24 protein-coding genes are annotated in these 27,000 nt (G+C 60.9%); 11 read left to right on the top strand and 13 right to left on the bottom strand.

The window, feature by feature from the left end:
• Positions 1-1,440: a lipopolysaccharide biosynthesis protein gene (locus tag NKI17_RS12545; RefSeq protein WP_352704076.1), complete on the top strand. Its 1,440-nt coding sequence runs from the start codon at positions 1-3 to the stop codon at positions 1,438-1,440.
• A 44-nt stretch (positions 1,441-1,484) separates the two neighbouring features.
• Here NKI17_RS12545 and NKI17_RS12540 read toward each other — a convergent pair whose 3' ends face one another.
• Genes NKI17_RS12540 through wecB form a run of 3 tightly spaced genes read right to left on the bottom strand, consistent with a single transcriptional unit; the run spans position 1,485 to position 4,763 of the window.
• Entirely contained in the window at positions 1,485-2,288 is an 804-nt protein-coding gene (locus NKI17_RS12540; protein ID WP_352756635.1) for a WecB/TagA/CpsF family glycosyltransferase, read from the bottom strand.
• Positions 2,285-3,616 carry a UDP-N-acetyl-D-mannosamine dehydrogenase gene (wecC, locus tag NKI17_RS12535; RefSeq protein ID WP_352541698.1) on the bottom strand — a complete coding sequence of 444 codons (1,332 nt, stop codon included), beginning with the start codon at positions 3,614-3,616 and terminating at the stop codon, positions 2,285-2,287. Before wecC ends, NKI17_RS12540 begins: the two co-directional genes overlap by 4 nt.
• Complete coding sequence (wecB, locus tag NKI17_RS12530) at positions 3,609-4,763, bottom strand: non-hydrolyzing UDP-N-acetylglucosamine 2-epimerase (protein WP_352756637.1); 1,155 nt, start codon at positions 4,761-4,763, stop codon at positions 3,609-3,611. The genes wecC and wecB overlap by 8 nt, the downstream gene beginning before the upstream one ends.
• 201 nt (positions 4,764-4,964) lie before the next feature.
• Between wecB and NKI17_RS12525 the strand changes: the two genes are divergently transcribed.
• A complete protein-coding gene (locus NKI17_RS12525) occupies positions 4,965-6,407 on the top strand; it encodes a glucosamine inositolphosphorylceramide transferase family protein (RefSeq protein WP_352906026.1) in 1,443 nt (480 codons plus the stop codon).
• A gap of 19 nt (positions 6,408-6,426) precedes the next feature.
• On the opposite strand, the gene NKI17_RS12520 is transcribed toward NKI17_RS12525, so the two are convergent.
• Entirely contained in the window at positions 6,427-7,737 is a 1,311-nt protein-coding gene (locus tag NKI17_RS12520) for a VpsF family polysaccharide biosynthesis protein (protein WP_352455347.1), read from the bottom strand.
• 167 nt (positions 7,738-7,904) lie between these two features.
• On the opposite strand from NKI17_RS12520, the gene NKI17_RS12515 reads away from it, so the two are divergent.
• A complete protein-coding gene (locus NKI17_RS12515) occupies positions 7,905-9,455 on the top strand; it encodes a GumC family protein (RefSeq protein WP_352647583.1) in 1,551 nt (516 codons plus the stop codon).
• 8 nt (positions 9,456-9,463) lie between these two features.
• Entirely contained in the window at positions 9,464-10,570 is a 1,107-nt protein-coding gene (locus NKI17_RS12510; RefSeq protein WP_352569036.1) for a glycosyltransferase, read from the top strand.
• A 94-nt stretch (positions 10,571-10,664) separates the two neighbouring features.
• On the opposite strand, the gene NKI17_RS12505 is transcribed toward NKI17_RS12510, so the two are convergent.
• Positions 10,665-11,525: an alpha/beta hydrolase gene (locus tag NKI17_RS12505; RefSeq protein WP_352569035.1), complete on the bottom strand. Its 861-nt coding sequence runs from the start codon at positions 11,523-11,525 to the stop codon at positions 10,665-10,667.
• Positions 11,526-11,763: 238 nt separating this feature from the next.
• Here NKI17_RS12505 and minC point away from each other — a divergent pair, with 238 nt between their 5' ends.
• The 3 genes from minC to minE are packed head-to-tail and all read left to right on the top strand — an operon-like array spanning position 11,764 to position 13,587.
• Positions 11,764-12,483, top strand: coding sequence for a septum site-determining protein MinC (gene minC, locus NKI17_RS12500; RefSeq protein WP_352569034.1), 720 nt, complete (start codon positions 11,764-11,766; stop codon positions 12,481-12,483).
• 19 nt (positions 12,484-12,502) lie between these two features.
• A complete protein-coding gene (gene minD, locus NKI17_RS12495) occupies positions 12,503-13,318 on the top strand; it encodes a septum site-determining protein MinD (RefSeq protein ID WP_023677152.1) in 816 nt (271 codons plus the stop codon).
• The gene (minE, locus tag NKI17_RS12490; protein ID WP_023677151.1) at positions 13,315-13,587 is read left to right on the top strand and encodes a cell division topological specificity factor MinE; all 273 of its coding nucleotides are present in this window, start codon (positions 13,315-13,317) and stop codon (positions 13,585-13,587) included. Before minD ends, minE begins: the two co-directional genes overlap by 4 nt.
• Before the next feature lie 182 nt (positions 13,588-13,769).
• On the opposite strand, the gene NKI17_RS12485 is transcribed toward minE, so the two are convergent.
• The 6 genes from NKI17_RS12485 to NKI17_RS12460 all read right to left on the bottom strand — a co-directional run bounded on the left by NKI17_RS12485 (position 13,770) and on the right by NKI17_RS12460 (position 20,729).
• On the bottom strand, positions 13,770-15,089 hold the full coding sequence (locus tag NKI17_RS12485; RefSeq protein WP_352569033.1) for an ABC transporter substrate-binding protein: 1,320 nt from the start codon (positions 15,087-15,089) through the stop codon (positions 13,770-13,772).
• Between the two features lie 94 nt (positions 15,090-15,183).
• Complete coding sequence (locus NKI17_RS12480; RefSeq protein ID WP_352569032.1) at positions 15,184-16,032, bottom strand: carbohydrate ABC transporter permease; 849 nt, start codon at positions 16,030-16,032, stop codon at positions 15,184-15,186.
• Entirely contained in the window at positions 16,029-16,946 is a 918-nt protein-coding gene (locus tag NKI17_RS12475) for a carbohydrate ABC transporter permease (RefSeq protein WP_502894499.1), read from the bottom strand. Before NKI17_RS12475 ends, NKI17_RS12480 begins: the two co-directional genes overlap by 4 nt.
• A gap of 19 nt (positions 16,947-16,965) precedes the next feature.
• The gene (locus NKI17_RS12470) at positions 16,966-18,057 is read right to left on the bottom strand and encodes an ABC transporter ATP-binding protein (RefSeq protein ID WP_352569030.1); all 1,092 of its coding nucleotides are present in this window, start codon (positions 18,055-18,057) and stop codon (positions 16,966-16,968) included.
• Positions 18,058-18,106: 49 nt separating this feature from the next.
• A complete protein-coding gene (arfA, locus tag NKI17_RS12465) occupies positions 18,107-19,618 on the bottom strand; it encodes an arabinosylfuranosidase ArfA (RefSeq protein WP_352569029.1) in 1,512 nt (503 codons plus the stop codon).
• Between the two features lie 184 nt (positions 19,619-19,802).
• Positions 19,803-20,729: an ArsR/SmtB family transcription factor gene (locus NKI17_RS12460; RefSeq protein ID WP_352569028.1), complete on the bottom strand. Its 927-nt coding sequence runs from the start codon at positions 20,727-20,729 to the stop codon at positions 19,803-19,805.
• A gap of 249 nt (positions 20,730-20,978) precedes the next feature.
• Between NKI17_RS12460 and NKI17_RS12455 the strand changes: the two genes are divergently transcribed.
• From NKI17_RS12455 to NKI17_RS12440, 4 genes are read left to right on the top strand one after another with little or no spacing between them, the layout of a single operon-like run.
• The gene (locus NKI17_RS12455; RefSeq protein WP_352796907.1) at positions 20,979-21,857 is read left to right on the top strand and encodes an ABC transporter permease; all 879 of its coding nucleotides are present in this window, start codon (positions 20,979-20,981) and stop codon (positions 21,855-21,857) included.
• Positions 21,854-22,675: an ABC transporter permease gene (locus NKI17_RS12450; protein ID WP_352796909.1), complete on the top strand. Its 822-nt coding sequence runs from the start codon at positions 21,854-21,856 to the stop codon at positions 22,673-22,675. The genes NKI17_RS12455 and NKI17_RS12450 overlap by 4 nt, the downstream gene beginning before the upstream one ends.
• A 22-nt stretch (positions 22,676-22,697) precedes the next feature.
• The gene (locus tag NKI17_RS12445; RefSeq protein WP_352683178.1) at positions 22,698-23,840 is read left to right on the top strand and encodes an extracellular solute-binding protein; all 1,143 of its coding nucleotides are present in this window, start codon (positions 22,698-22,700) and stop codon (positions 23,838-23,840) included.
• Complete coding sequence (locus tag NKI17_RS12440; protein ID WP_352690765.1) at positions 23,833-25,008, top strand: ABC transporter ATP-binding protein; 1,176 nt, start codon at positions 23,833-23,835, stop codon at positions 25,006-25,008. Before NKI17_RS12445 ends, NKI17_RS12440 begins: the two co-directional genes overlap by 8 nt.
• Before the next feature lie 20 nt (positions 25,009-25,028).
• Here the strand turns inward: NKI17_RS12440 and NKI17_RS12435 are convergent, their stop codons facing one another.
• A complete protein-coding gene (locus tag NKI17_RS12435; protein ID WP_352690764.1) occupies positions 25,029-26,006 on the bottom strand; it encodes a branched-chain amino acid ABC transporter permease in 978 nt (325 codons plus the stop codon).
• A gap of 1 nt (position 26,007) precedes the next feature.
• Positions 26,008-26,889: a branched-chain amino acid ABC transporter permease gene (locus tag NKI17_RS12430; RefSeq protein WP_352690762.1), complete on the bottom strand. Its 882-nt coding sequence runs from the start codon at positions 26,887-26,889 to the stop codon at positions 26,008-26,010.
• Positions 26,890-27,000 lie beyond the last annotated feature (111 nt).

Genomic DNA, 27,000 nt, shown 5'->3' with positions numbered 1-27,000 from the left:
TTGCTGCTCCGTTCCACGCTCATTTATGCTCCGGCGATCCTGCTGACGCGAATTTCGGCGCTGCTCCTGCTCGTCGTCGTGACGCGTTTGATCGACCAGACCGAGTATGGCCTGCTCACCCTGGTGGTGACCGTCGGGGAAATGACCGACATTGCCGTCACCAACTGGCTGCGCATCGCCTTGCTCAGGCTTGGCGGCAAGGGCGAAGTCAGCCGCGGCAGCCTGATGCTGGCCGGTCAGGTGTTGCTTGCCACCACGGCACTGGCGCTGGTCATATCGGTAGGCGCGTCGGCGGTGATCGTGCCTGAACGCTGGGTCGAGTTCGCGATCGCAGTCTGCGGCTATCTGGTCGCCGGGTCCATCAGCCGCTTCGCGTTGACGGTGCTGCAGATGCAGCAGCGCCATTCGGTCTATTCGATGCTAGAAGCCCTGCGTGCCCTGCTGCAACTCGCGCTGCCGATCGGCGCTATCCTTGTCTTTCAGGATAGCTTTCTGACGGTGTCGCTCGGCTCGAGCCTCGGCGCCTTGATTGCCGGCATCGTGGCCGGCATCATGGCATCGCGACGGCTCGTTGCCGGTCCGCCGCGCTTCACCCACAGGGACTTCTTTGCGCTCGGTGTGCCGCTGATCATCATGGCGCTGGTAGGCTTCGGGCTCAACAGCGCGGAGCGTCTGTTCCTCAAGATCTATTACGATGCCAGCGCTGTGGCGATCTTCGCCGCAGCCTATGCGCTGGCCCGCCAGCCGATCGACATGGTCGCCAACGCCATCAACATGGGCGCCTTTCCCGAGGTGGTCAGCCGGTTCGACGAGGATGGGCCCGCGGCGTCGGGCCGGCTGCTGTCGCAACTGATGGCGCTGATGATGCGGCTTTGCCTGCCTATTGCAGCGATGCTGGTCGCGCTCAGCAGCGATATCACCGAGCTCATGCTGCCCTCGCAATATCACGGCCGCTTCGGCCTGCTGTTTCCGATCATTGCCTTCAGCGTGCTGTGCGCCAACCTCACCAGCTTCGTCTATGGCGTCGTGGTGCACGCGCACAAGCGGCCGTGGCTGCTGATCATCGCCAATCTCTTCGGCTCGGTGGCAACAATCGCATTGTCCCTGCTGTTGATCCCCCCGATGGCGGAGATCGGCGCCGCTTTGGCGCTGGCGGGCGGCTCGGTGGTGGGCTCCATAACCTGCATTATCATCAGCGAGCGACTCACACCGGTGCCGGTGCCATGGCGCGACATCGGTGTCTCGGTGGTCATCTCGCTCAGCACGGGGGTGGCCGCCAAACTTGCCAGCATGGTGGCCGGCGATGTGCCGGCAATCTTCTCGCTTGTCGCCGGCGGCACTGCCGGTGCTGCGGTTTTCTTCGGGCTGACCTCGTTGTTCCACCCTGTGGCAGCGACGCAATTCGTCGCCCAGCTGCGAGCGCGGCTACGGATCGCGTAAAGCGAAGTCCAGGGTCAACGCCTGTTTTGTGGGGGAACGCGAATCTATAAACCGGCGTTTCGGCGCCAGCGACGCTCCCAGAACTCCCGGAACAGCAGTCCCGCATAGGCAGTGTTGGTGTCGTAGTAGCGGCGCCACAAGCGTCGCGGCTCCTGGACGACGCGGAACAGCCACTCCAGGCCGGCCGCTTGTATCAGCTTCGGCGCACGGGCAACCTTGCCCCCATAGACGTCGAAACTGCCGCCCACGCCCATCACGAAGCTTGAGGCGAGTTCATCGCGGTAGCGTTTGAGAAAGCGTTCCTTGCGCGGTGTCGGCATGGCCACCAGCAGGCAGTCGGCGCCCGAGGCGTTGATCGCCGCGACGATCCCGGCCTCGTCCTCCGGCTTGAAATAGCCGTTGCGCATTCCCGCTATGACGAGGCTCGGATGGTCCTTGGCAAGTCTCACTACAACCGCGTCGAGAACGTGCTGTTCGGCCCCCAGCAGATACGGCCTGAATCCACGCTTCGCGCAGAGGCTCAGCAGATTGATCATGATGTCGACGCCCGCCACCCGCTCGGGCAGCGCGACGCCGCACAGACGTGCACCCCAAAGCACGCCGATGCCGTCGACATTGACCACGTCCGCCCCGGCCACGTCCTCGCGCAGCTCGGCATTCTGGCGCATGGTAACCAGCTTGGCGACGTTCACGACCACATGATGCAGCGGCCGCCCCAGGGTCATCGCCTCGTCGGCGATGGCCAGTGTCTCGGCCATGGTCAGCGCATGGATCGGTGCGCCAAGGAACTCCCGGCGCCGTGATGCCAACAGGGAATGCTGCGCCCATGCCGGGGCGTGCGCGTTCATGCGGCCTGCTCCCTTGCAAGCGTCACTTGTGCGACCTCTGGTTTCTTGCCTTCGATGCGGGCGTCGGGCTTGCGTGCCTTGCGCCACGTCCACAGACCCCTCGTATCGACGAGCTTCTTGTCCTTGAGCGCTTCGGGGTCGACCAGATTGAACTGCCGATGGTCGACCAGGAGGACGACGATATCGGACTTGTCGATGGCCGAAAGTGCGTCGGTGAACACGATGCCCCTGCCCTCGAGCTCATGCGGCAGCGCATTTGTGTTGGGTTCAGCCGCAATGATCTTCACATTGGGGATATCGGACAGAAGTTTCACCACCTCGACGGCCGGGCTCTCGCGCAGATCGTCGATGTTGGCTTTGAAGCTGAGGCCAAGACAGGCGATCGTTTGCTTGCGGGAGGGGTCGAGCAAGGCCTCGATATCCCTGACCACCGACATCGGCCGCTCGGAATTGATCCGGCGTGCCGAAGCCATCAGCCGCGTGCTGTTGGGTGCGGCGTCGATGATAAAATATGGATCGACCGCAATGCAGTGACCGCCGACGCCCGGGCTCGGCTGGAGGATGTTCACGCGAGGGTGTCGATTGGCGAGATCGATCACTTCCCATACATTGAGCGACAGATCCTGACACACGGCGGCAAGCTCGTTGGCAAAGGCGATGTTGACGTCGCGGAACGCGTTCTCCGTCAGTTTCACCAGCTCAGCACTTTCGGCCGTTGTCATGAACAGGTCGCCGGTGACGAAGGTTGAATAAAGTGCCGCCGTCCGTTCCGACGATTTGCGGGACAATCCGCCGATCGAGCGATCGTTGTTGATCAGCTCGGTCAGCACCTTTCCCGGCAGCACGCGCTCGGGGGAATAGGCGACCAGCACATCGGCGTCTTCGCCATGCTGGACAGGAAATTTGAGATCAGGCCGCAACTCGGCAAGCAGCCCGGTCATGATGCGCGTGGTTCCAACCGGCGATGTCGATTCCAATACCACAAGGTCTCCGCGCTTCAGCACGGGGGCGATGCTTCGTGCCGCCGCGAGCACGTAGGTCACGTCCGGCTTATGGTCGTGGGTCATCGGGGTCGGCACGGCGATGATATAGGCGTCCGCCGGCTGCGGCGTGCTGTAGGCCATGAGCTTGCCGTTCGCCACGACCTTCTGGATCAGACCGTCAAGGTCCGGCTCGACGATGTGGATTTCGCCGCGGTTGACCTTCTCGACCACCGCTCCGTTGACATCGACGCCAATGACGTTGAGCCCGCGGCTGGCGAAAATGGCGCAGGTCGGCAGGCCGATATATCCCATGCCGATTACGGAAACGGTTTTGATTTCAGCCATGATGCAGCAGTTCCTCAACAATCCGGTTACTGGCCCGGCCATCGCCATATGGGTTGTGTCGTTCCGCCATGCCGCGATAGGCAGCCTGATCGTCGAGCAGGCGATTGGCGTTGAACAGGATTTTCTCGACATCGGTGCCGACAAGGCGGGCGGTGCCGGCCACGATCCCCTCGGGTCGCTCGGTATTTTCGCGCATCACCAGCACCGGCTTGCCGAGCGAAGGCGCTTCTTCCTGCACGCCGCCGCTATCGGTAAGCACCAGATAGCTCTGCTTCTGCAGGTACAGGAACGGCAGATAGTCCTGCGGCTCGACCAGATGGATGTTCGGCACGCCTTCCAGCTCTGCGTTGACCACCGAGCGCACATTGGGGTTTGGATGGACAGGGTAGACGATCTGCACGTCTCCGCGCGCCGCCAATCCCTTCAACGCCGTACAGATGCGCTGGATGCCGCCGTCGAAATTCTCGCGGCGATGTCCGGTGACGAGGATCATCTTCTTGGAAGGGTCGAGGAAGGGGAAGCTGGCAGCGAGCTTCGCGTTCATCAGCCTGTCGGCATCGATCGCGCTTGAAAAATGCAACAGCGTGTCGATCACGGTGTTGCCGGTCACGAAGATGCTACTTTCGGCCTTTCCTTCGGCGATGAGATTGTCGCGCGCTTGAACGGTCGGCGCAAAATGCCAGGTGGCGATGTCGCCGGCAATCTTGCGGTTCAGTTCTTCAGGAAACGGCGAGTTGATGTTGTGGCTGCGCAATCCTGCTTCGACATGAGCGACGGGGATACGCTTGTAGAAGGCAGCCAGAGCCGCGGCCATCGCCGTGGTGGTGTCGCCCTGCACCATGACGATATCGGGCTTCGCCTTGTCCAGCACCTCGGCCATGCCCAGGAGCACGCGCGAGGTCACATCGAACAGCGACTGGCCGGGTTGCATGATGTTGAGATCGTGGTGCACAGGCAAGCCGGTCAGTTCGACAACCTGGTCGACCATTTCACGATGCTGGGCGGTTATGCATATTTCGGTGATGAAGCCTGGATGAGCAAGGGCGGCACGCGCCACTGGAAAGCATTTGAGTGCCTCCGGCCTAGTGCCGAACACAATCAGCAGTTTCTGCCTGGATGGCAGTTTTGGACGTGAAAGGACGTTCATCGCTGATCCTGGTCGCCTGCAGCCTTCGGGACATACCGACTATTGCCCGCAAGAGCCATAATAGCGCCGGAAAGCGCCTTCGTGATCTCAATTCTTAATATATGATTAACAACCAAGGCCGCGTTCTCCCGGGTTAACTCTTGTGAAAGGTTGGGCTGACAAGTAGTCTATGGCAGTAGTCTTGAAAAAGAATATATTGGATTGACTAATATTTTAATCATCGGCCACGCCGACGCATCCCGGCGCTGGGAAAATGAGCTTCTGGCGCGGTTGAGTGCGGCTGGACATGCGGTTTCGAGTTGCCGCGCGCCGACGCCTGAACCCAATGCGCGCACGATGGACAATGTGCTGGCGCTCGAGGGCCGGCGCTTCGGCCCCTCACTGGCAAGCCGTTCCCGGCCGTTGCCGTCCGGCGACACCGGCCCAGTCGATCTTATGGTCGATCTCACCGCTACCGCCGCACGACGGGGCACGCCTGTCCTGACGCTCGAATTTTGCGGCCAAAGCAGCTTTGCCGCGGGCATGACCGAGATGCTGGCGAGCGGGCGGTTGCCCGAACTCACCGCGCGCCTCGACGGCGTTGCCGTCGCCAGGGCGCGGCCGATGATCAGCGACCGGTTGTGGCTATCCCGAACCAGCAACGACCTGCTCGCCGGCGCCATCTCCCTGATTGCCCAATGTGTCGCCCGCTTTTCCGCGGGCAAACTTGCGCCGATTGCCGAGAGCCCGGCGCCGCCCCTGCAGAAAGGCGGATTTATCGGGCACTATCTGTCCTTTTTCGGCAGGGGGTTGGTCGACCGCGCCGTGCAAAAACTGCGACGTGGTCGGCGCCCCTTCTATTGGCAGGTTGCTTATCGGCTGATCGACGGTCCAGGCGTCGCCGAAACCGGACAGCTGGATGGTAAGCCGTTCACCGTGCTTGCCGATGACGGGCAGCGCTTCTACGCCGATCCGTTCGTTCTCGAGCGCGACGGCCGTCATTTTCTGTTTGTCGAGGAGTTTCCCTACTCCACCGGCCGCGGGGTGATTTCTGTCGCTGAACTTGGCACCGACGGCACTTTCGGCGTGCCGAAAGTGGTGCTGGAGGAAGCGCATCACCTGTCATATCCGCAGGTGTTTGCTCACTCCGGCGAGATTTTCATGATCCCTGAAAGCGCTACGGCGCGAGAACTGGTGCTCTACCGTGCCGAGCAGTTTCCGGATCGCTGGGTACGCGATACGGTGCTGATGACGGACAGGGATTTCAACGACGCCACGCTGCTCGAATCCGACGGTCGCTTCTGGCTGTTGGGGACTGAGCGGTTCGGTCACGGCAGCGCGTCCGACACGATGGCCGTCTATTCCGCCCCGGCGCTGCGTGGGCCGTGGGCTGCGCACGCGCTCAATCCCGTCGCAGTCGACCACTCCGCCACTCGGCCGGGCGGCGCCTTTATCCGCCAGGGCGACGCTTTGCTGCTGCCGGTGCAAAACGGGTCTAGAGCCTATGGCGGCGGCCTGGGATTGATGCGGCTGGATCGGCTTGATGATTTCGACGTCCGTTTTGAACTGCCCCGCTCAATCGATCCCGGGCCGGCATGGGCTCGGTCCGGCATTCACACGCTCAATCGCGCGGGCGGTGTCGAGGTCGTGGACAGCGCCGGCTGACCGGATCCGAGGTCCGTGCTTAACGAGATCCAGCCGGGTTTGGGCTGGATGCAGCAGCCGAAGGCATGCTCTCGAGCGAGCCTCCATGGGGCTGCTTCCTGTAGGCAAGCAGCAACACCACGATGATCGTCATGTCCGGCGTTTTTGACGAAAGCGCGTTGTTTGACAGCGCGGCAAGCAAGAACGTTATGGTGCCGATCCATGCCGGCAGCGGCGCCCCGCGCAGCAGCCGGAAGACGAACCAGAATATCAGCGCTGTAAACAGCAGGGCTATGGGCAGGCCGAAGAGCAAGATAATTACCACCGGCGCGCTTTCGATGTAGGGCAGATGCAGCTTCTGCCGGACGATCGCCAGCAGGTCGTCAACGTTCATGCCGAACAGGATGTCGTTCCAGCTGACCAGTCCGAACACCTGATAAATGGTCACCCGGGCCATGAAGTTTTCGTCGAAGATGGTGTTGCTGAACCGATTCAGCAGACCGCCCGCAAACAGTACCGCTACGAGCACCGCGCCACCCGTCACGGTGAACATCAGCACGACAAATTTGGCCTGCCGCTCATATTTGAGCGACAGGCCCGGCCAAGGCACGAACAGCAGCAGAATGAGGATTTCGCCGGTGGCGAGCATCAGCGCGGCGCGAGCGCCCGATGCAGCGCAACCGATGAACAACAGGAAGATCGCCATCACCCGCGCCCATATGCGCCAGTGCGTCAGCGGCACGAATCCGATGGTTGTGGCGCAGAGCGCGCCCAGTGCCAGCGGATGGGCCGACAGGCCAGTTGGCCTGAATTGCAGTTCGTTCAACCCATAGGGCAACAGCCGATGTTGAGTCACCGCCTCGATGGTGCCGATGACAGCGCTCAGGATCGCCATTCCAAGCACGACGTCCCCCAGCGCCCGCCGCACCTCTGCATTCAATGCCAGCATCAACAGGCCTGTGGCGCCGGCCACCAGATAGGTATCGATGATGAACCCGGAGGAGCCCGCACGGCCGGTAACGAACAGATAGGGCACCAGCGCGAACATCAGCACCGAATAGCGGATCAACGCCTTGAATATTCCAATTTCGTCGCCGTGCAGCAGAAACGGCCGGCTGAAAAGAACGATAGGAAGCAGCAGGATGATCGCATAGGTGCCGAAATGCAGCTTCTCGTAGAACGAGCCTCCCTGGGCCGTATAGTCGACGACCATGTTCATCACCTGCGGTGATACCGTAAAGCGAAGCAGGAGCGCGAACGCTGCGCATAGGAAAAACAGCAGCGACAGCGCGTTCTGACGGCGCGCTCGGCTGGACGATAATCGTTCCGAAGCGGCAGCGGGATAGCTCATGGCCCATCCAAATGGCGATATTCGAACGGCATTCTGGGCAACGAAATCCCTTCAACGTCCGCCAAGCGGACCGTGTGAACGGCAAAATGGGCCAACTTGGAAAATAAGATGTTAACGATGTTTCTGTAGAGCAGGCCAAGCGTAATGATTTAACAAGGGTTGTCACCATGTCTGCCGGTTCCGGCACACCCCCTATCTCCGCAACGGCTTCCAATAACAGTGCATTCGAGCGCATCGCCAATGCACGGCGCAGGGCATTGCTGCAACAGCATGGCCCAGTCGCGGCGCTAAGCTCCGCGCCGGTGACGCCGCAACCTCCAGAGCCTGTCGCGACTGTGACCCTGGACAAGATCGGCGATTTCCTCGAGCTCGATTTTCGACGCCTGTTCGTGTGGCTGCGGGCCGGCCTCGCCCTGGCCTTCATGCTGGCGGTAATCGGGGGCATTGTCGGTGGCGCGTATGCATTGCTGAGCAAGCAGCGTTACACCGTCACGACCGAGGTTCTCATCAACCCATCCAATTTGCAGGTTGTGGAAAACGACCTCTACTCGCAACCGGGCCAGGTCGATAGCCAACTGCTCAGCACGCGCAGCAAGCAGCGCATCCTGACCTCGGGCAACGTGCTTTCCCGTGTGGTGGACGAACTGAATCTGACTCACGATCCGGAGTTTTTCGATCCGGACCGGAGCACATCCTCATCTGGCGCTGTGGCGAAGCCCGACCCGAGGCTCATCGCCTTGAAGAACCTGGCGGACCGGGTAGACGCCATCGCGGACCCGACCTCGTTTGTCACAACCCTCTCGGTATCTGCGGAAACCACCGCCAAGGCGATCCTGATCTCGCAGGCCATAGTCAAAAACTTCCAGGAAGAACTGGCCAAGGCCGAAGCTGCCGGCGCCAGCCGTGCCGCGGCTGCCCTTGACAGCCGGCTTGGCCAACTCAAGAGCGACGTGCAGGCAGCCGAAGAGAAGGTCGAGAGCTACAGGCGCAGCCACAACCTGTCGTCCAGCAATGGCCAGCTCGTCAGTTCGCAGACGCTGACGCAGCTCAACGGCGAAATCGTCGATGCGCAATCGCGCGTGATCGCCGCGCAGGCAAGTTACGACGCCCTGGTTGCCTCCGGTATCAATGGAGCCAATCCCGACCCCACGGTTTCGGAAGCGCTCGCAGCGCTGCGCGACAGGTCAAACAGCCTGCGGCAGCAGATCGATTCACAGTCGATGACATTCGGTCCTCGCCACCCGACGATTGTCAGGCTCCGGACAGAACTCGAGACCGTCAACTCGCAACTCCGGGCCGAGTTCTCCCGCACCATCGGCACGGCAAAGGCCAGCCTGGACAAGGCCAGGGCCTCGTTGGCTTCTCTCAACGCCAGGATGAACGATCTGAAGAGCAATGTTTTCACCGACAGCGAGTCCGAAGTCGCCCTGCGTGAACTTGAACGCGATGCCGCCTCGAAGAGAGCCGTCTATGAGAGCTTCCTGTCACGTGCGCGCCAAATCAGCGAGCGCGAGCAGATCGACACCACAAACGTACAGGTGATTTCGACCGCGGTGCCCCCGCCAGCGCGCTCATGGCCCCCGCGCACTGTCCTGGTGGCAGGCGCAGGAGCGTTCGCAGGCTTTGCCCTGGGCATGCTGCTGGCCATCGGGATGGGCATCATCCGGGACATGCGCCGGCCGCCGAACCGATCAGGCCTTGCCGCCGGCCGAGCCTGAAGCAAGGCATGGTGAAGCGCATCGTTTTCCACATCGCCAGCCTGAGGGGCGGCGGCGCCGAGCGTGTCTTCGTCCTGATGGCGAATGAACTGGCGTCGCGTGGCCACGAGGTCACGCTTTTTACCTGGAACGCGCAAGGCCCTAACGCCGCGCTGCGTTCCGCTGCCGTGCATCTGGTCGACTTCGGCCTTCTCTTGCGCGGCGAGGGTTACGCCAAGTCGGCGACGCTGAAAGGCATAGTGCGAAGCGCAAATTTGTTCCGCCGCCTTGATCCTGATGCGGTCTATAGCGCCCCGGAATTCGCCAATCTGGTGATGGCGCTGTCACTCATGTTGGCCAGAAGCCGGGCAAAATTCTTTCCAAGTTTCCATGCCGCCGCCTCGCTGCCTGCCAGCGGCCTCGGCGCGAGGCTGGCGATCTGGCTTTCCGCGCTGGTTGCAGCGCGTGCAACCAAAGCCATCGCCGTTTCAGCGGGTGTCGGCCGTGACATCATCGCCCGCGGCTTTCCCGAATCCAAGGTCGTCGTCATTAACAACCCGCTGCCGCCGGCTGAAGCACCGCAGGGGAATTCTTATGCCTGGCAGGCAGCATTGGCGGCGATGGGCGATGTGCCGGTCATTGCCACCGCCGGGCGCCTGGTACCGGTCAAGGACCACCGGACTTTGCTGCGGGCCTTCGCTGCCTTGCGCGCCGGCCGCCCCGCCCGGCTTGTTATCTTCGGCGAAGGTCCGCTGGCTGCCGAATTGCACGCCTATGCCGAAGAGACCGGCATAGACGGGGACGTGCTCTTTGCCGGCTATGTCAACGATCCCGCGGCTTGCTATGCCGCGGCTGATCTGTTCGTTCTGTCATCGACCAGCGAGGGCTTCGGCAATGTGCTGGTCGAGGCCATGGCCGCCGGTGTCCCGGTAATCTCCACCGATGCTCCGCATGGCCCGCGCGAAATACTCGGTGACGGCCGCTTCGGCACCTTGGTGCCGGTCGGTGACGCCGCGGCCCTGGCGAAGGCGATGGCCGAGATGCTGGACCACCCCACCCCTGCTGCCGTGCTGAAAAACAGGGCGGCGGATTTCACAGTCGACAAGATTGGCGATCAATACGAAGCGTTGCTCTAGTCATTACGCACTGCCAGTAGATCGCGGTGGGATGCGGTCGACGTGGTCGGGCTTTGATTGCGATAATCTCTTTACGGGCTGGGGCGCAACGAATTTATCGTGAGACATTCCCTCGTTCCTTGAGTTGTTGGGCGAGGAAATCCTTGACCGAATCGAGAACCGCATCCCGTTCATGAGATACGCCTGGCAGCAAATCGAAGCGCACGCGCGCCCCCGCCTCCTCGAACGATCGACACAATGCCATGAGGCGTTCCGGCCGTGTCCGCCCCGCATCGTTGGCGCCCGGCATCCAATGGGTGCTGCCTTGGACATGAGTGATTTCCCAAGTCTCCAGGTCAGCGTCGCCGACGATCATCTGGAAAGGCACTTTTGCCAGCGCTGCGGCATCGAAGGTGATGCCGAACTTCTCCGGCAGATCGCGAATGCCCACCCACCAGTCACGCGTCGGATCGAGCAAGGTCACCGAGCCTGGCGCGCCGATTGAGGCCGCCCAGAGCCTGTCGGGATGCAGAATAGCAAAACGATGCGTGAAATGCCCGCCGCCGGAAAATCCGAACATGGCAAAGCGGCTCCAATCCTGACTGTATTTGGCGCTGACCTCCTCAACCATGGCGAGCAGCACCTGATCGTAGCGTATGTTGCCCTCGAGCAAATATTTGTATCCGCTGCGGGCATCATCCCCGAGAACGCCGATTGGAAACAGCGGACACAAAACGGCGCAGCCGTTCCAGCGTCCGAACTCGGAAAACGCATCGCGGAATCCAAGAAAAGAGGTGCGGCCGGTGCCATGGACAGCGACCATCAGATCGACTTTGGCCCCTTCCCCAACCGCGGGAGGCACATACAGGCAATAGTGAAAGCGCGGGTCTGATTTGGAAGCAAAGATGGCGGTCGCGCCAAGGTCATAGGTAGCGCGACCGCGATCCGCGACAGGCCCCCTGGCAACGCTTGTCAAATCGATAACTCCTTAATAGGCCCGGCATTCCGGCAACAATATACCGGTCGGCCGACCGCGTGAACTGGAGGCGCCTCCAGGCAGCCGCGAGGAGGACCTCGTCGTGCATCGGAAGCAGGGCGCCGGCGGGGCGATCAGGGGCAAAAAGAATGCCTCCGCCAACGCCTCGGGAAGCCGCCATTAACTTTTCGTTAACCATGCCGGGCTAGCCTTAACCAATCAGTAAGGACTCGCCTCTGTGACCTGCGTCGCTCCCATCCAAAACAAGTCCATACGCTTTCGAGCGCGCTCGTTTGTAGCCTTCACCCTCACCCCTGAGGCCCCGCTAGGGGAATGGCTGCAAAGCCTCGATCACTGGACCGAAAACTCTCCCGGCTTCTTTGCCGGCCGCCCGGTCGTGCTCGATCTGAATATACTCAAGCCCGAGGTGGGCGAGATGCGGGATCTGGTCTCACAGCTCGCGGAGCGCGGGATTCGCATTTACGCGATCGAGGCCGATGGCAATGTTGCTCTCGGTGCCGATCTGCCGCCGCTCCTCGTTGGCGCCAAGGAGGCCACCGCCGACGCGCTTTACGTGCAGCCGGACCCGAAGGCCGCAGCTGAGGCCAAGACGGAAGAGCCGCAGGCGCCGAACTCATTGATGATCAAGGCACCGATCCGCTCCGGCCAGTCGATCTTTCATCCCGATGGCGATGTGGTCATTGTCGGCTCCGTCAGTTCCGGTTCCGAGATCATCGCCGGAGGATCGATCCACGTCTACGGCACGCTGCGTGGACGTGCGTTCGCCGGCGCCACGGGAAATTCCGCGGCTCGCATCTTTTGCCGGAAAAACGAAGCCGAACTTCTGGCGGTGGACGGCTGGTACCGCACTGCCGAGGAGATGGACGCCTCCTCGCGAGGAAGGCCGGTACAGGCCTTTCTCGAGGACGGCGCACTTTGCGTCGCACCGCTCAACTAACAACATTGGAGGCACAAATATGGGCAAGGTAGTGGTTGTCACATCCGGCAAAGGGGGTGTCGGCAAGACGACCTCGACGGCCGCTCTCGGCGCCGCGGTCGCGAAAACCGGCAAGCGGGTGGCTCTCGTCGATTTCGACGTCGGCCTGCGCAACCTCGATCTGATCATGGGTGCCGAGCGGCGCGTTGTTTTCGATATCGTCAACGTCATTCAGGGAACCGCCAAGCTTTCGCAGGCGCTGATCCGTGACAAGCGACTCGAAACGCTGTTCCTGCTGCCGGCCTCGCAAACGCGCGACAAGGATGCTCTCACCGAGGAAGGCGTCGCCGACGTCATCGACAAGCTGCGCTCCGTTTTCGACTACGTCTTCTGCGACAGCCCGGCCGGCATAGAGCGGGGCGCGCAACTTGCCATGCGCTTTGCCGACGAGGCGGTAATCGTCACCAACCCGGAAGTGAGCTCGGTCCGCGATTCCGATCGCATCATCGGCCTGCTCGACTCCAGAACGATGAAAGCCGAGCAAGGTGAATCGATTGTCAAACACGTCCTCGTCACGCGCTACGATGCTGCGCGCGCTGCCCGCGGCGAGATGCTGAGCATCGATGACGTGCTCGAGATCCTGTCGACGCCCTTGCTGGGAATAATTCCCGAGAGCCAGGACGTGCTGCGCGCATCCAATGTGGGCGCGCCGGTTACGCTCAGCGAAAACACTAACCCCGCCGCACGCGCCTATATCGACGCGGCAAGAAGACTCGAGGGCGAGGACCTGCCGGTCATTCTGCCTTTCGAACGGAGGGGCCTCCTCGACCGGCTGTTGGGAAGGAGGGCAGCATGAACCTGCTCGATATCTTCAAGCGCCGCGGCAGCGCGCCGGTGGCGCGCGAGCGCTTGCAACTGCTGTTGGCCTACGAGCGTCGAAGCCGCAACCAGCCCGATCTCGTCTCGGTGTTGCGCGAGGAGATCATGGCGGTGATCGCCCGGCATGTTCAGGTCGACCAGGATTTCCTGCAGGTGAGCATGGATCACGGCGAAACGACGTCGAGATTGGAGATCGACATCCAGATCCCCAACAAGGTCGCAATGCCCATGGCCGCGGCGTTCTAACGGAATCCTCCGGCCAGGGCTTGCGTCGGCTGCTGCCGAGGTTGCGGCGCCGTGGTTGGCGTGTTTGACCCGGTCGCCACCGGCAAGTTCTCGCAATTCGAGGACAATAACCACTCCCTCACCAAAACCCCGCGGCCGTTTCCAGCCGCGGGGGCCTTGGGAGGGCCTTTCGAAACCCGTGATCAAATGTTGGCGAGCAATTCGTTGACGCGGCTTTCCATGTCGGCAAGCGCGGTATCGACGTCCTTCTGGCCACTGATTGCTGCACTCATCTCTTCGCCGATAATGTCCTGGATCGCAAACTGACGCTGTACGGCGGACGGCAGCGGCTTGCCGAGATCAGCGACCGCAGAGATCGTGTTGCGATGCGGCAGTGCCTTGAAAGCGTCCGAGGTGATGACGGCCTTGTAGGCCGGCAAGTGGCCGGTGCGCGACCATTCGAAGTCGTTGTCGGCGAAGAACTTCAGGAATTTACCGATAGCCGCGATCTGTTCAGGCGTGCGGTCTTTCTGCGAAACGGCCCAGGTGTGGCCGTCGGCATATTGCGCATGGGCGCCGCCAAACAGCTGCGGATACGGATAGACCGCATAGCCGCCCTTGTTGAGCGCCGTACCCTTGGTCTCGGACTGGGCGTTGTAATCGCCGACCACCCAGGTGCCGTTAAGGTGGACGCCACCCTCGCCGGCAAGGAAGGCGTTGATCGAGCCGCCATAATCGAGATCCTTGGTGGTGTAGCCCTTCTCGAAGATCGCCTTGTACATCTCGACGACCTTCTTGGCTTCCGGCGTATTCAACTTCACGTGCTTCGGATCGGCAAAGAAATCGGAATCCTGCTGGAAAAGATAGGTGTAGAGGTTGCGTGTGTAGAGTGCAGTCTCATTGGTCAGGTTCTGGACGAAATAAGGCTTGCCCGTCTTCTGCTTGAACTGTTCGGCCTGGGCGAGCAGTTCCTCGGGCGACTTTGGAAAAATCGGCGTGCCGTCGGCATTGACGAGGCCGGCTCGTTTGAAAAGATCCATGTTGACGTGATAGAGCATCGTCCAGCTGTCGATCGGCAGGCCATAGACCTTGCCGTCTTTGGTGGCGCCATTGCGTGCCGCGTCGGTGAAGGCGTCGGGTGTCACGCCGACCGACTTCAAGAGATCGTCGAGCGGCATCAACAGGCCCTTCGACTGATAATCCGACAGTACGGATTCATGGATCGTGACGATGTCCGGAGCGTCGCCTGAAGCGAACTGCGCGGTCAGCTGATCATAGCCGGGCCATTCCACGGTGGTGACGTTGACATGGACATCGGGATTGTCGGCGTTGAACTTGTTGATTAGCGAGGTGATGATGCCACATTCGCCAACGGCCTTGGTGGCATCGGTGTTGGTGCCGAAATCGGCATCGCAGGCGCCGAAAAAGCGCTGCACGCTCAGCTCCGTGGCCGCGAAGCTTGGACTTGCGAGCATCATTGCGCCCGCAGAGACTGCGGCAAACAGTATTTTCTTCAGTTTCATATCAGTTCCTCCTACTGAGTTTCCGCCGCTCCACCCTGGATTGGCTTTCGTGCTTCAATTGCTGCGCATTCCCCCGGCCGTCAGGCAATCTTCGTTATCTCACCGCAGCGCCGGAGACCGCCGTGACGATGTATTTCTGGAAGAACAGGTAGACGATCAGGATCGGTGCACCGGCGAACACCGCCTGCGCCATCAGGAAGCCGATGCCTTCGGACTGGGCGAAGTTGGTCTGGGTCGAGGCCATGCCGACCGTCAGCGTGAACATGTCCTTCCTCGTCGCCGAAATCAGCGGCCAGAAGTAGTCGTTCCAGGCCCCGAGAAAGGTGAAGATGCCGAGCGTCGCCTGCGCAGGCAGCGTGAGCGGCAGAAGCACCTTCCAGAAAATTCTGAGCCGGCTGGCGTTATCGAGCATGGCGGCTTCGTCCAGCTCCTTCGGGATGGCCTTGAAATACTGGGTCATCAGGAAGACACCGAACGGAGCCGAAAGGCCCGGCAGAATGAGCCCTTGATAGGTGTTGTGGAACTTCAGCATGCTGAAGATCTGGTGACGGGCGACAAGCACGGCCTGTTCCGGGACCGCCAGACCGAACAGCACGATCACGAACAGCACGTCTCGGCCGGGGAAATTCAGCCGTGCAAAACCGTAGCCGGCGAGCGACGACAGGATCAACGTGCCGAGCGTCAATCCGCCCGAGACGATGATGCTGTTGCGCACCCAGATGAACACGGACGAGGTGCCGACGGTGTTGATGTAGTTCTTCAGCGTATAGGGTGCGTGAAACACCGAGTTCGGATCGGCCATCAGCTCCGTATTGTCCTTGAGTGACAGGCCGATGACCCACAGAACCGGCGCGATCATGACGATCGAAAGCAGGATGACCAGGGCCAATAACAAATGGTCGCCAAATGCCCGGCCCTTGATGGAGGCTGCTGGGGCGCTCATGCCTGGTCTCCCCTGCTGCGTGTCACCAGGTACTGGGCCATGGCCGCGACCAGGATGAGGATGAACAGGATTTCCGATGCAGCGGCGCCCAGGCCGAGATCCCAGCGACGGAATGCGGTATCGTAGATATAGAGCACGATCGGCTTGGTCAGATTGTTCGGACCGCCGCGCGTCATTAGCCAGGCCTGGCCGAAGAGCTGGAATTGCAGCACGATCTGGATGATGATCACCAGGATGAAGGTCCGCTTGATCGACGGCAGCGTGATCGACCGTAGCGTCTGCCAGCGATTGGCATTGTCCAGCGCTGCCGCCTCGTAAATGTCCTGCGGGATCTGCTGGAGTGCTGAGAGAAAGAGCATCATCGGCAGGCCGATGCACCACCAGATGGTGGCAATGGCGATGCCGACCATCGCCAGGCTGGGATCGGAAATGAAGGCCGGAGCCGTTGCGCCGAACCATCCGTAGATCGTCGACAACAGGCCGACATTCGGAATGAAGACGATGCGCCAGATCAGCGTGACGATGGTGACCGATAGCACCGACGAGGAAAAGAACAGCGTCCGCAAAACCGCGGCAGCGCGCGTGCGGCGGTTGAGGCAAAGCGCCAGGAAAAGGCCGATCAGCGCCAGCGTCGGCACCGTCAGAAGCACGAAATAGAAGGTGTTCCAGATCGATTGCAGGAAGACCTTGTCGTGATACAGCCTGGAGTAATTGCCGAGACCGACAAAATTTCCGGACGAGAACGTGTCGGCCTTGTGGAAACTCAGCCACATCCCCCAGAGCAGCGGGAAGAGCAGCAACGTGGTGAAGAAGAACAAGAATGGCGCAACGAAAATGACGTTTCGCCATTGCGGCGCATAGATGTCGGCGGTAGGGGCTCTGACGCCGCCAGCAAGCGTCGCGGTCGGGGACATCGCCAGCCGGTCAGCCATCTCAGGCCCCCCTCGCATGCCAGGCGCGGCCGGTTTCGTTGAACAGATGCGATTTCTGGCCGTCAAAGGCGAGCCCGATTCTGTCGCCGACGGCGACGCGGCTGTTGCCGGCATCCGAGCCGACGATCTGCTGGCCATCGCCCAGCCGCGCGTAGATCAGGGTGCGTTCGCCGAGCCGCTCGAGCACATCGACCACGCCGCCGGCATTGCCCTGTCCGGCGGCAACGATGCGCACGTCTTCAGAACGGATGCCGAAAGTGTACTTGCCATCGGTCAGTTGGCTGGAGGCGATCTCGGTCTGCACCGAGACGCCGTCCGCAAACCTGGCCGTGGCGTTCTCGCCGGATCTGTCAAGCGTCGCATCGACGAAGTTCATCGCCGGCGCGCCGACGAAACCCGCGACGAATTTGGTCGCCGGGCGCTCGTAGATCTCCATCGGGGTACCGATCTGGTCGATCTTGCGATTGTTCATGACGACGATGCGGTCGGCCAGCGTCATTGCCTCGACCTGGTCATGGGTGACGAAGATCATCGTCGATTGCAGCCGCTGGTGAAGCTGGGCAAGCTCGATGCGGGTGCGGGTGCGCAACGCCGCATCGAGATTGGAGAGCGGCTCGTCGAACAGAAAGGCCTTCGGCTCCTTGACGATCGCACGGCCGATGGCGACGCGCTGGCGCTGGCCGCCGGAGAGCTGGCCCGGCTTGCGATCGAGCAGATGCGGCATTTCGAGGATGCGGGCGGCTTCGTTGATGCGCGCCTCGATGACCTTGCCTGGAACGCCGATATTCGCAAGGCCGAAGGCCATGTTGTCGCGCACCGTCATATGCGGATAAAGCGCATAGGACTGGAACACCATGGCAATGCCGCGCTTGCCCGGTGGCAGATGATCGATGCGCTCGTTGTTGATCGCAATCTCGCCGCTATCGACAGCTTCGAGCCCGGCAATCATCCGAAGAAGCGTCGATTTTCCGCAGCCGGACGGGCCCAGGAACACGATGAATTCGCGTGCCCTTATGGAGAGCGACAGATGATCCAGCACCGTCATGGCACCGAACTGCTTGCTTACGTTCCTGATCTCGATATCGGCCGTCACGTCGACGCTCCTCCTCAGCGTTTGCGCTTTCTCGATGATCCGCCTGAACTCAGAGCCTCAGGCGTATGACCTGGTAGGAATAGGCCGGCAGTGACAGGCTCAGCTTGCCGCCGGCGAGCGAGGCGCCCTCACCCTTCCTGGGGCCGACATTGCCAGGGTTTTCGGCCGAATTGACGGCTTTCAGATCGGCGTGTGCCATCACCTGGTGATTGACGATCTCCGCCGCGCCGAAGCCGGTGAGGTCGACCACTGTTTCGATTGCCTCGCTCGAATGGCGGTTGACGGCGAAGAAGGTGACGTGGCCGGTTTGCCTGTCGTGCACGCCGGCAACATCGACATAGGCGACGTCGCCCGCAACGCTGGATTTGTAGGTCGGGCTTTCCACCTTGAGATCCAGCGCATTGCCGCGACCATAGTTAGAAGCAAACAGATAGGGATAAAAAATCGTCTGCCGCCATGCCGGGCCATTCGGAACGGTCATGATCGGCGCGATGACATTGACCAGTTGTGCCAGGCAGGCGATCTTGACGACATCGGAACGGCGGATGAAGGTGTTGAGGATCAGGCCGACCTGCAGCACATCCTCGAAATTATAGATGTCTTCGAGCAACGGCGGGGCGAACGGCCAGCCGTTGCTGCCGCCGAGTATCTTCCTGTCCTGCTCCTTGGAATGGTACCAGACGTTCCATTCGTCGAACGAGATGTAGACCTGCTTGTTGGAGCGCTTCTTGGCCTTGATATACTCGATGACGCCGGCGACCGAGACAATGTAGTCGTCGAGCTTTTCGCTCATGGCGAGATAGTTCGGAGCGTCGTTGGCTTCGTTGTCGAAATACATGTGCAGCGAGATGTAGTCGACCTCGTTGTAGGTATGGTCGAGAACCGTCGCTTCCCATTCAGGGTAGGTCGGCATCTTGGCATTCGAAGAGCCGCAGACCACCAGCTCGAGTGACTTGGAGAAGGCGCGCATGGCCTTGGCCGTCTCATGCGCCAGCCGGCCATACTCGTCCGCGGTCTTGTGGCCGATCTGCCAGGGGCCATCCATTTCATTGCCGAGGCACCAGAGCTTGACGTCGAACGGCTCCTTGCGGCCGTTGGCGATGCGCCTGTCGCTCCATTTGCTGCCGCCGGGATGGTTGGCGTACTCCAGCAGATTGCGGGCTTCGTCGAGGCCGCGCGAGCCGAGATTGACGGCAAGCATCATCTCGGTGTTGGCGGAGGTGCACCAATCGGCAAATTCATGCAGGCCGACTTCGTTGCTTTCCGATGTGTGCCAGGCGAGGTCGAGGCGCACTGGGCGCTGTTCCTTGGGGCCAATGCCGTCTTCCCAATTGTAGGCCGAGACGAAATTGCCGCCGGGGTAGCGGACGATCGGAACATTGAGTTCCCTGACGAGGTCGATGACGTCCTGACGCATGCCGTTGGCATCCGCTGTCGGATGGCCGGGCTCATAGATGCCGGTGTAAACTGCCCGCCCCAGATGCTCGATGAAGGATCCGTAGAGCCTCGGATCGATTTCCGAGACGACATAATGCGGATGAGCCGTAACGGCTGCCTTCATGCATTCCTCCCATCGATATCACAAACGATGATTTAAATCATCTTGCCCGATATCAAAGAGGAATTGGCAGCCCTTCGTCAAGCCAAAATACCCAAATGTAGGACAATTAGACGAACACTTTGGCACAGCAGAAAGCCAGATAGTTGAAATTGCTGCATTATCTTCAGAACCCGGTTTCATGATATCAACCAGTTTTGATCCTGAGCAGGATGTCCTGATCGTAATTTCCAAAGCCCTTGCCGAAAATATTGATCCCGCCGGGGCGCTTGGCGTCGTCCTTGACGCCGATACGGACGCGGATTGAATGATGGCTCTTCAGATCGAGTGCGGCGAGGCCGGTTTCGGAAATCCTGAGGCCGTCGACATAGGTGCCGTCATTGGCAATTCGCCAGTTCTTCAGCTTACCGTATTGCGAGCCCTTGAGCTTCCACCAGGAGGGCGTGAAGACGCCGCGCTTGTCGCCGAAATCCCCCGGCGACGTCCAGGTGCCGACATCGACGCCATTGATCGTCAGCGTGATGTCCGAGGGCCAATCGGCGCTGGTGCCCGGCACTTCCGAAGACAGCTCTATCGCAACTTCGAGTCCGGTGATCTCGGCATTGGCGAGCTTGGCATTGTTGGGGAACTGGTATTCGACAAAACCGCGCGTGAACCATAGCAGACCGGCTTTCATGCGGTCCGGATCGAGGAAAGTGTTCGGCACATCGAGCAGACCGATGATGCCGTCCGGCGAACAAAGGCCGCAGGGCGCGGTAACATCGAAGCCGGTATAAAGCCCGATCGGCATCGACACTTCGATCGCGTCGTTCTTGACCGCACGATATTCGCTCTTGAACACGACGAGCACTTCTTCCGCCGTCGGATAACAGATTTTCTGACTGCCTTTCTTCGCTTTCAGGTTCTCGGTGCGGATCAGCCCCGCATCCTCCAGCACCTGGATGTTGGTCGAGACGGTCGACTGCGGAAGCGACAGCACGGCGGCGATTTCGTTGACATTCATCGGCCCCTTCTCATGCAGCAGTTTCAGCATCGAGATCCGCGCCGAGGAGGCAAGCCCCTTGAGCACGGCAATGCCTTCCTCAGGTTCAATCACCAGAAAATTGCGACTCATGAAATTGCCCGGCCCATGTAAAATCTATATCCGAAATTACCCTGTATATCGGGATATCTGATTTAATCAATGTGCAGGCGGAACGCCGGGCAATTTGTTGAATCCGGCAGGGCGAGGGTCGCGCGGTGGCCCTGCACAGAATTTGTGCAGGAGCCATATGCAGAGTGGACACCTGAACGCCGATCGCCCAATCTAGTCCGGAGCCGAGCCCGGTGATGGCGGCTTTCACATAAAGTGGTTGGACGGGTCGTGACCAAAGGGTGGAAATTATACGATCAGCGACTGGCCTGGGTCCTCGTCGCGCCTGTGCTTTTACTGCTTACCCTGCTTCTGCTGCTGCCGATCGCGATGATGACGGTCTACACGTTTTTCACCTTCGTCACCGCGGGGGTGGAGTCGGCGGTGCTGACCTTCGACAACTGGAAGGAATTCCTCATCGACAGCTACTATCACGGTTTTCTTTGGAAGACCGTTCGCGTCGGCGCCATCACCGCTGTGATCTGCGCGATCCTTGGCTATTTCCCCGCCTATTTCATCTGGGCCACGACCTTCAGGCACAAATGGCTGTTGTTGCTGCTGCTCATCGTGCCGTTCTGGATCAGCTTCACCATCCGGACATTCTCGTGGATCCATATTCTCGGCGAACAGGGGCTGATCAACGTCGTGCTCATCAGGCTGGGGGTTATCAACGAGCCGTTGCCGATGCTCTACACCGAGGGCGCCGTCATCATGGGGCTGCTGCATGTTCTGCTGCCCTATATGATCCTGAACGTCTATGTCAGCCTGGAAAGCATCGACCGCACGCTGATCGCCGCCGCCCGCTCGATGGGCTGTACCAGCGCGCAGGCGTTTCGCGAAGTGACCCTGCCGCTATCGATGCCGGGGCTGGGCGCCGGGCTGCTGCTCTGCTTCGTGCTGGCGGCCGGCTCCTATGTGACGCCGCAGCTGCTCGGCGGCAGCCGCGATGCGCTGTTCGGCAACTTGATCTACGACACCATCATGGGGCAGCTCAATTGGCCGATGGGCGCCACGCTTTCCATCGTCCTGTTCGTTCTGCTCGGCGCGGCCGCGGCCGCCTACAGCCGCTATATGGGCCTATCGCAGATCATGAAGGGCCTCAGTGCATGAGAGCGGATCATCCCGATCGCGAAGGCAGATGGGCGTGGCGGCTGACCGGCGCGATCACGGTGTGCGTCTACGTCTTCATGTTTGCGCCGATCCTCGCCACGGTCGTGCTTTCCTTCAACGCCTCGATGTTCGGCGGCTTTCCCCTCACCGGCTTCAGCCTGCGATGGTATGAGAAGCTGCTCAGCAACGAGCCGGTTCTCGACGCCTTCCGGACATCGATGTGGATTGCCCTGGTGACGGCAACGGTGACGACGCTGCTCGGCATCATGGCGGCATTGGCGCTGGTGCGCTTCGAGTTCCGTGGCAAGCAGGCGATCAACACGCTTGTCATTCTTCCCGCGCTGGTCCCCGAAACGATACTCGGCGTCGGCCTGCTGGTCATGATCAAAGCCGTCGACCAGCCGCGCAGCATGACGCTGCTGGTGCTCGGCCACATTCTGCTCACGCTCCCCTACGTGGTGCTGATCGTCCAGGCGCGCATGGTCGGCATAAAACGTTCCTATGAGGAGGCGGCGCTGTCGCTCGGGGCGCCGCGTGTGTCGACATTCCGCGAAATCACGCTGCCGCTGCTCATTCCCGCAGTGCTTGCCAGTGTTCTGCTCGCTTTCACCATTTCGTTCGACAACACCTCGGCCAGCCTGTTCTGGCGGCCGGCGGGCGTCGAGACCATGCCGACGCAAATCCTTTCGATGCTGAAGATCTCGATCAGCCCTGAGGTGAACGCGCTCGGAACCGTCATGATCCTTTTGACGGTCGGCATTCCCTTGGCTGGCGGGCTCATCCTGCAAAGCCTCACCTGGTTCAAGGCAGGCAAGTGAAGATGAAAATGGGAGAATGGAAATGAAACTGACAACCACCAAACGACTGGAACGGCTCAACGAACGCTATGCCAATGGCGACATCAGCCGGCGATCGTTCCTGACGCTGACGGCCGCTGCCGCCGCCGCCACCGGCCTTTCCATGCCCTGGATGGGACGGGCGCTGGCCGCGGTTTCGGAAGTGCGCTTCGACGGATGGGGCGGCGTGGTGCAGGAGGCGATCGATAAGTATGCGTTCCAGCCTTACACCGCCAAGTCCAAGGTCAAGGTCGTCCAGGGCACCTTTGGCGACGAGAACGAGATCATCACCAAGATCAAGACGTCGAAACCAGGCGACTTCCAGATCGTCCATTCTTCCGGCGTCAACTACTACATCAAATACGTCAATGGCGGTTTCAATTCGGAGATCAACGAGGCGAACATTCCGAACATGGCGAATGTGCTGACCGCCATGATCGAGCCGTTCCGCAAGATCACGCCGAAGCTGTCGGCAGTGCCATATGATTACGGCACCACCGGCATCGCCTACAACAACAAGGTCATCTCGCCGGAGGAAGCCAAGGAAAAGGGCGCCAACCTGCTTACCGACAAGAAATATGCCGGCAAGATCGGCGGCTACGCCGATATGACGACGCGCGTCTGGTATGCGGCGCTGCAGACGAAACAGGACCCCAACAACATCCAGGACATGGACGTCGTCTGGGCCAAGGTTCGCGAGACCCGCGACCTGGCCAAGAAATTCTGGAGTTCCGGCGCGGAACTGATGGACCTCCTGTCGCGCAACGAGATCGTCGTCACCGACGCCTGGTCAGGACGTGTCGCCGCCCTGCAGCAGCAGGGCCAGCCGATCGGCTATCTCGACCCTGCCGGCTCATACGCGTGGATGGAGGACATGCTAGTGCTCAAGGGTTCGCCGATGGCCGAATGCGAGGAGCTGATCAATTTCATGCTGGATCCGGCCACGTCGATCGCCGTCGCCGAGGGCCAGAACTATCCGCCATCGCTTGACCCCACCAAGGTGAAGCTGACCGACAAGATCGCGGCGCTTCCGGCCTTCGACCCGACTGGATCGATGAAATCGCTGACCTTCGCCGATCCGCTCTACTGGGCGAAGAACGAAGACGCCTGGACCAAGCAATGGGACAGGGTGTCGAAAGGTGCATGACGACAACAGCCACGACCAGCAGCCCCGGCCGGCTTCGGCCGGGGCTGATGGCGACCCGCTCGCTCAGAGCGAGCGGCAGCCGATAGGAAAGCCTGCGGTCGAGTTTCGCGACATCGATATTTTCTACGGCAAGTTCGCCGCTGTGCGCGATTTTTCACTGGCAATCCGCAAAGGTAGTTTCGTCACCTTGCTGGGGCCGTCCGGGTGCGGCAAAACGACGATCCTGCGCTCGATCGCGGGCCTGGTCGACATCTCCAGTGGCCAGATCTCGATCGGCGGAAAGCGGGTCGACGACATCCCGATCTATAAGCGCAACATTGGTCTGGTGTTCCAGAACTACGCGCTCTTTCCGCACAAGAACGTCTTCGACAACGTTGCATTCGGCCTGAAATACCGAAACGTGCCGAAACCGGAAATCGTGCGCCGGGTCAAGAAGGCGCTGGATATGGTGCGGCTGCCCGGCAGTGAGACAAAGCTGCCGTCGCAGCTCTCGGGCGGCCAGCAGCAACGCATCGCACTGGCCCGCGCCATCGTCTTCGAGCCGGAAGTGCTGCTGCTGGACGAGCCCTTGTCGGCGCTCGACGCCAATATGCGCGAGGACATGCGCGTCGAGATCAAGAAAATCCAGAGGGAGACGGGCATCACCGCTATCTTCGTGACGCACGACCAGGAAGAAGCCTTGTCGATGTCCGACCACATCGTCGTGATGAACGCCGGCCTGATCGAGCAGATCGGCTCCCCCGCGCAGGTCTATGACCAGCCGGCCACCGCATTCGTCGCCAATTTCCTGGGCAAGGCCAACATGCTGCCCGGCAGCGTGACAGTGATGGACGGCAAGATGGCGACGATCGCGCTGGCCACCGGCCATGTCGTAAAGGCGGCCGCGCCGAAGGCGCTCGCGACCGGCAGCGCGGTCACCGTTGTCGTTCGCCCGCAGAAGCTTACCGTCGGTACCGCCGGTGCTGCCAACAGGCTGGCGGGACGGATCGTCTCGACCTCCTATCTCGGCGGCAATGCGGTCTACGAGATCGACATCGGCGCCGGCACGCTGGTGCGCGCCAACACGTTGATCGACGGCCAGCCGCTGCGTGAAGGCGAGGCGGTCGATGTCTGCTTCGACCCGCTGGGCTGCGTGCTTCTCGACGCGCAAGGCTTACGCATCGCCTAGCGAGGCGGAACTGAGCCGTTTCAGTCTTTCGCGTCACCCTTTGGCCCGAGAAACCGCGCATAGACCTCACCGACAATACCGCGCCGGAAAACCAGCACGCAGACCATGAAGGTCAGGCCGGTGGCGATGGTCACCGGAAAACTCGAGGTAGCGAGCGTGTTTTCCAGGCCGACCACCAGACTGGCGCCGATGATCGGCCCGACCATGGTGCCGATGCCGCCGAGGAGCGTCATCAGGATCACCTCGCCCGACATCTGCCAGGTGACGTCGGTGAGCGTGGCAAACTGAAAAACGATCGCCTTGAGCGCGCCGGCCAGCCCGGCCAATGTTGCCGACATGACGAAAGCCGCCAGCTTGTAGTTGGCGACGGAATAGCCCAGCGAAATGGCCCGGCTCTCGTTTTCCCGGATGGAACGCAGGATCATGCCGAAAGGCGAGTTGATGATGCGCCAGATGGCGAACACGCCGATCAGGAAGACCGCCAGCACAAAATAATAGATGTTCATCGAGACGTTCAGGTCGAGCATTCCAAGCAGCCTGCCGCGCGGCACGCCCTGGATGCCGTCCTCACCTCCGGTGAACGGCGCCTGCACGCAGAAGAAGAAGAACATCTGCGACAGCGCCAGCGTGATCATGGCGAAATAGATGCCTTGCCGGCGGATGGCAAAAAAGCCCATCACAAGGCCGAGCAGCGCAGCTCCCAGGACACCGAGCAGGATGCCCGCTTCCGGCGGCCAGCCCCAGACCTTGACCGCGTATGCGGTGAAATAGGCCGCCCCGCCGAAGAATGTCGCATGGCCGAAGGACAACAGCCCGGTGTAGCCGAGCAGAAGGTTGAACGCGCAGGCAAACAGCGCAAAGCACAGCATCTTCATCAGGAAGATCGGATAGACGAAGAAAGGCGCCACCAGCAGCGCCACGATGCCGAGTCCCACCAGCGTCCATTCAAGCCATACCGAACTTTTGGCGCGCGTCTCGCGAAGTGTCAGTTCGGCCATCTCAGGCATCCCTTCCGAACAGGCCGGCTGGCCGGACCAGAAGCACGATCGCCATGATGACGAAGACCACCAGATTGGAGACTTCGGGATAGAAGACCTTGGTCAGGCCTTCGGCGAGGCCAAGCATGTAACCGGTGACGATCGCCACGAGGATCGATCCCATGCCGCCGACCACGACGACGGCGAAGACGACGATGATGAGGTCAGATCCCATCAGCGGGCTCACCTGATAGATCGGCGCGGCGAGAACCCCCGCAAGCCCGGCAAGAGCGGCGCCGAGGCCGTAGGTGAGGGTCAGCAGCAACGGCACGTTGACGCCGAAAGCCTGCACCAGCCCGGGGTTCTCCGTTGCCGCGCGCAGATAGGAGCCCAGCCTGGTCTTCTCGATCAGCGCCCAGGTGCCAAAACAGACGATCATCGAGGCGACCACCACCCAGCCGCGGTAATTAGGCAGGAACATGAAGCCGAGATTGGTTCCCCCCGAGAGCAGCGGCGGCACGGAACAAGGGCTTCCTGATACGCCATAGTAGTAACGGAACACTCCTTCGAGCACGAGCGCGAGGCCAAAGGTGAAAAGCAACCCGTAGAGCGGGTCGATGTCGTAAAGCCTCGACAGCGCCAGGCGCTCGACCACGACGCCGAAGCCGCCGACGATCAGCGGCGACAGGATCAGAGCCGGCCAGTAGCCGATGCCAAACCGGGTGAGAAGCAGGTACCCGACGAAGGCGCCGAGCATATAGAGCGCGCCGTGGGCAAAATTGATGACGCGCAACAGGCCGAATATGACAGCCAAGCCCAGGCTCAACATTGCGTAGAACGAGCCGTTGATGAGGCCGACCAGCAATTGGCCGAGGAATGCCTGAACGGGTATTCCGAAGATCATCGCAACATAGCGTCGGATCGTGCGGCGTCCAGATCGGCCGCTATCCTCGCCGAAAGGACGATTACGGCTGAACGGTCCTGATCCGATATCGCTGAACGAGAATTCCCGTCG

Origin of the sequence: Mesorhizobium sp. M0816 (assembly GCF_040320005.1) — a bacterium.
Lineage (GTDB): Bacteria > Pseudomonadota > Alphaproteobacteria > Rhizobiales > Rhizobiaceae > Mesorhizobium.
Note: the sequence above shows the minus strand (reverse complement) of the source record. Positions and strands in the feature narration are given on the sequence as shown.

Coding starts and splice junctions, on each gene's coding strand:
- NKI17_RS12460 (WP_352569028.1), bottom strand. CDS start 20,729: ATGAGTCGCAATTTTCTGGTGATTGAACCTGAGGAAGGCATTGCCGTG.
- NKI17_RS12450 (WP_352796909.1), top strand. CDS start 21,854: ATGAGAGCGGATCATCCCGATCGCGAAGGCAGATGGGCGTGGCGGCTG.
- NKI17_RS12520 (WP_352455347.1), bottom strand. CDS start 7,737: ATGAGCTATCCCGCTGCCGCTTCGGAACGATTATCGTCCAGCCGAGCG.
- NKI17_RS12445 (WP_352683178.1), top strand. CDS start 22,698: ATGAAACTGACAACCACCAAACGACTGGAACGGCTCAACGAACGCTAT.
- minE (WP_023677151.1), top strand. CDS start 13,315: ATGAACCTGCTCGATATCTTCAAGCGCCGCGGCAGCGCGCCGGTGGCG.
- NKI17_RS12475 (WP_502894499.1), bottom strand. CDS start 16,946: ATGTCCCCGACCGCGACGCTTGCTGGCGGCGTCAGAGCCCCTACCGCC.
- NKI17_RS12485 (WP_352569033.1), bottom strand. CDS start 15,089: ATGAAACTGAAGAAAATACTGTTTGCCGCAGTCTCTGCGGGCGCAATG.
- NKI17_RS12435 (WP_352690764.1), bottom strand. CDS start 26,006: ATGGCCGAACTGACACTTCGCGAGACGCGCGCCAAAAGTTCGGTATGG.
- wecB (WP_352756637.1), bottom strand. CDS start 4,763: ATGAACGTCCTTTCACGTCCAAAACTGCCATCCAGGCAGAAACTGCTG.
- NKI17_RS12430 (WP_352690762.1), bottom strand. CDS start 26,889: ATGATCTTCGGAATACCCGTTCAGGCATTCCTCGGCCAATTGCTGGTC.
- arfA (WP_352569029.1), bottom strand. CDS start 19,618: ATGAAGGCAGCCGTTACGGCTCATCCGCATTATGTCGTCTCGGAAATC.
- minD (WP_023677152.1), top strand. CDS start 12,503: ATGGGCAAGGTAGTGGTTGTCACATCCGGCAAAGGGGGTGTCGGCAAG.
- NKI17_RS12515 (WP_352647583.1), top strand. CDS start 7,905: ATGTCTGCCGGTTCCGGCACACCCCCTATCTCCGCAACGGCTTCCAAT.
- NKI17_RS12480 (WP_352569032.1), bottom strand. CDS start 16,032: ATGAGCGCCCCAGCAGCCTCCATCAAGGGCCGGGCATTTGGCGACCAT.
- wecC (WP_352541698.1), bottom strand. CDS start 3,616: ATGGCTGAAATCAAAACCGTTTCCGTAATCGGCATGGGATATATCGGC.
- NKI17_RS12510 (WP_352569036.1), top strand. CDS start 9,464: ATGGTGAAGCGCATCGTTTTCCACATCGCCAGCCTGAGGGGCGGCGGC.
- NKI17_RS12540 (WP_352756635.1), bottom strand. CDS start 2,288: ATGAACGCGCACGCCCCGGCATGGGCGCAGCATTCCCTGTTGGCATCA.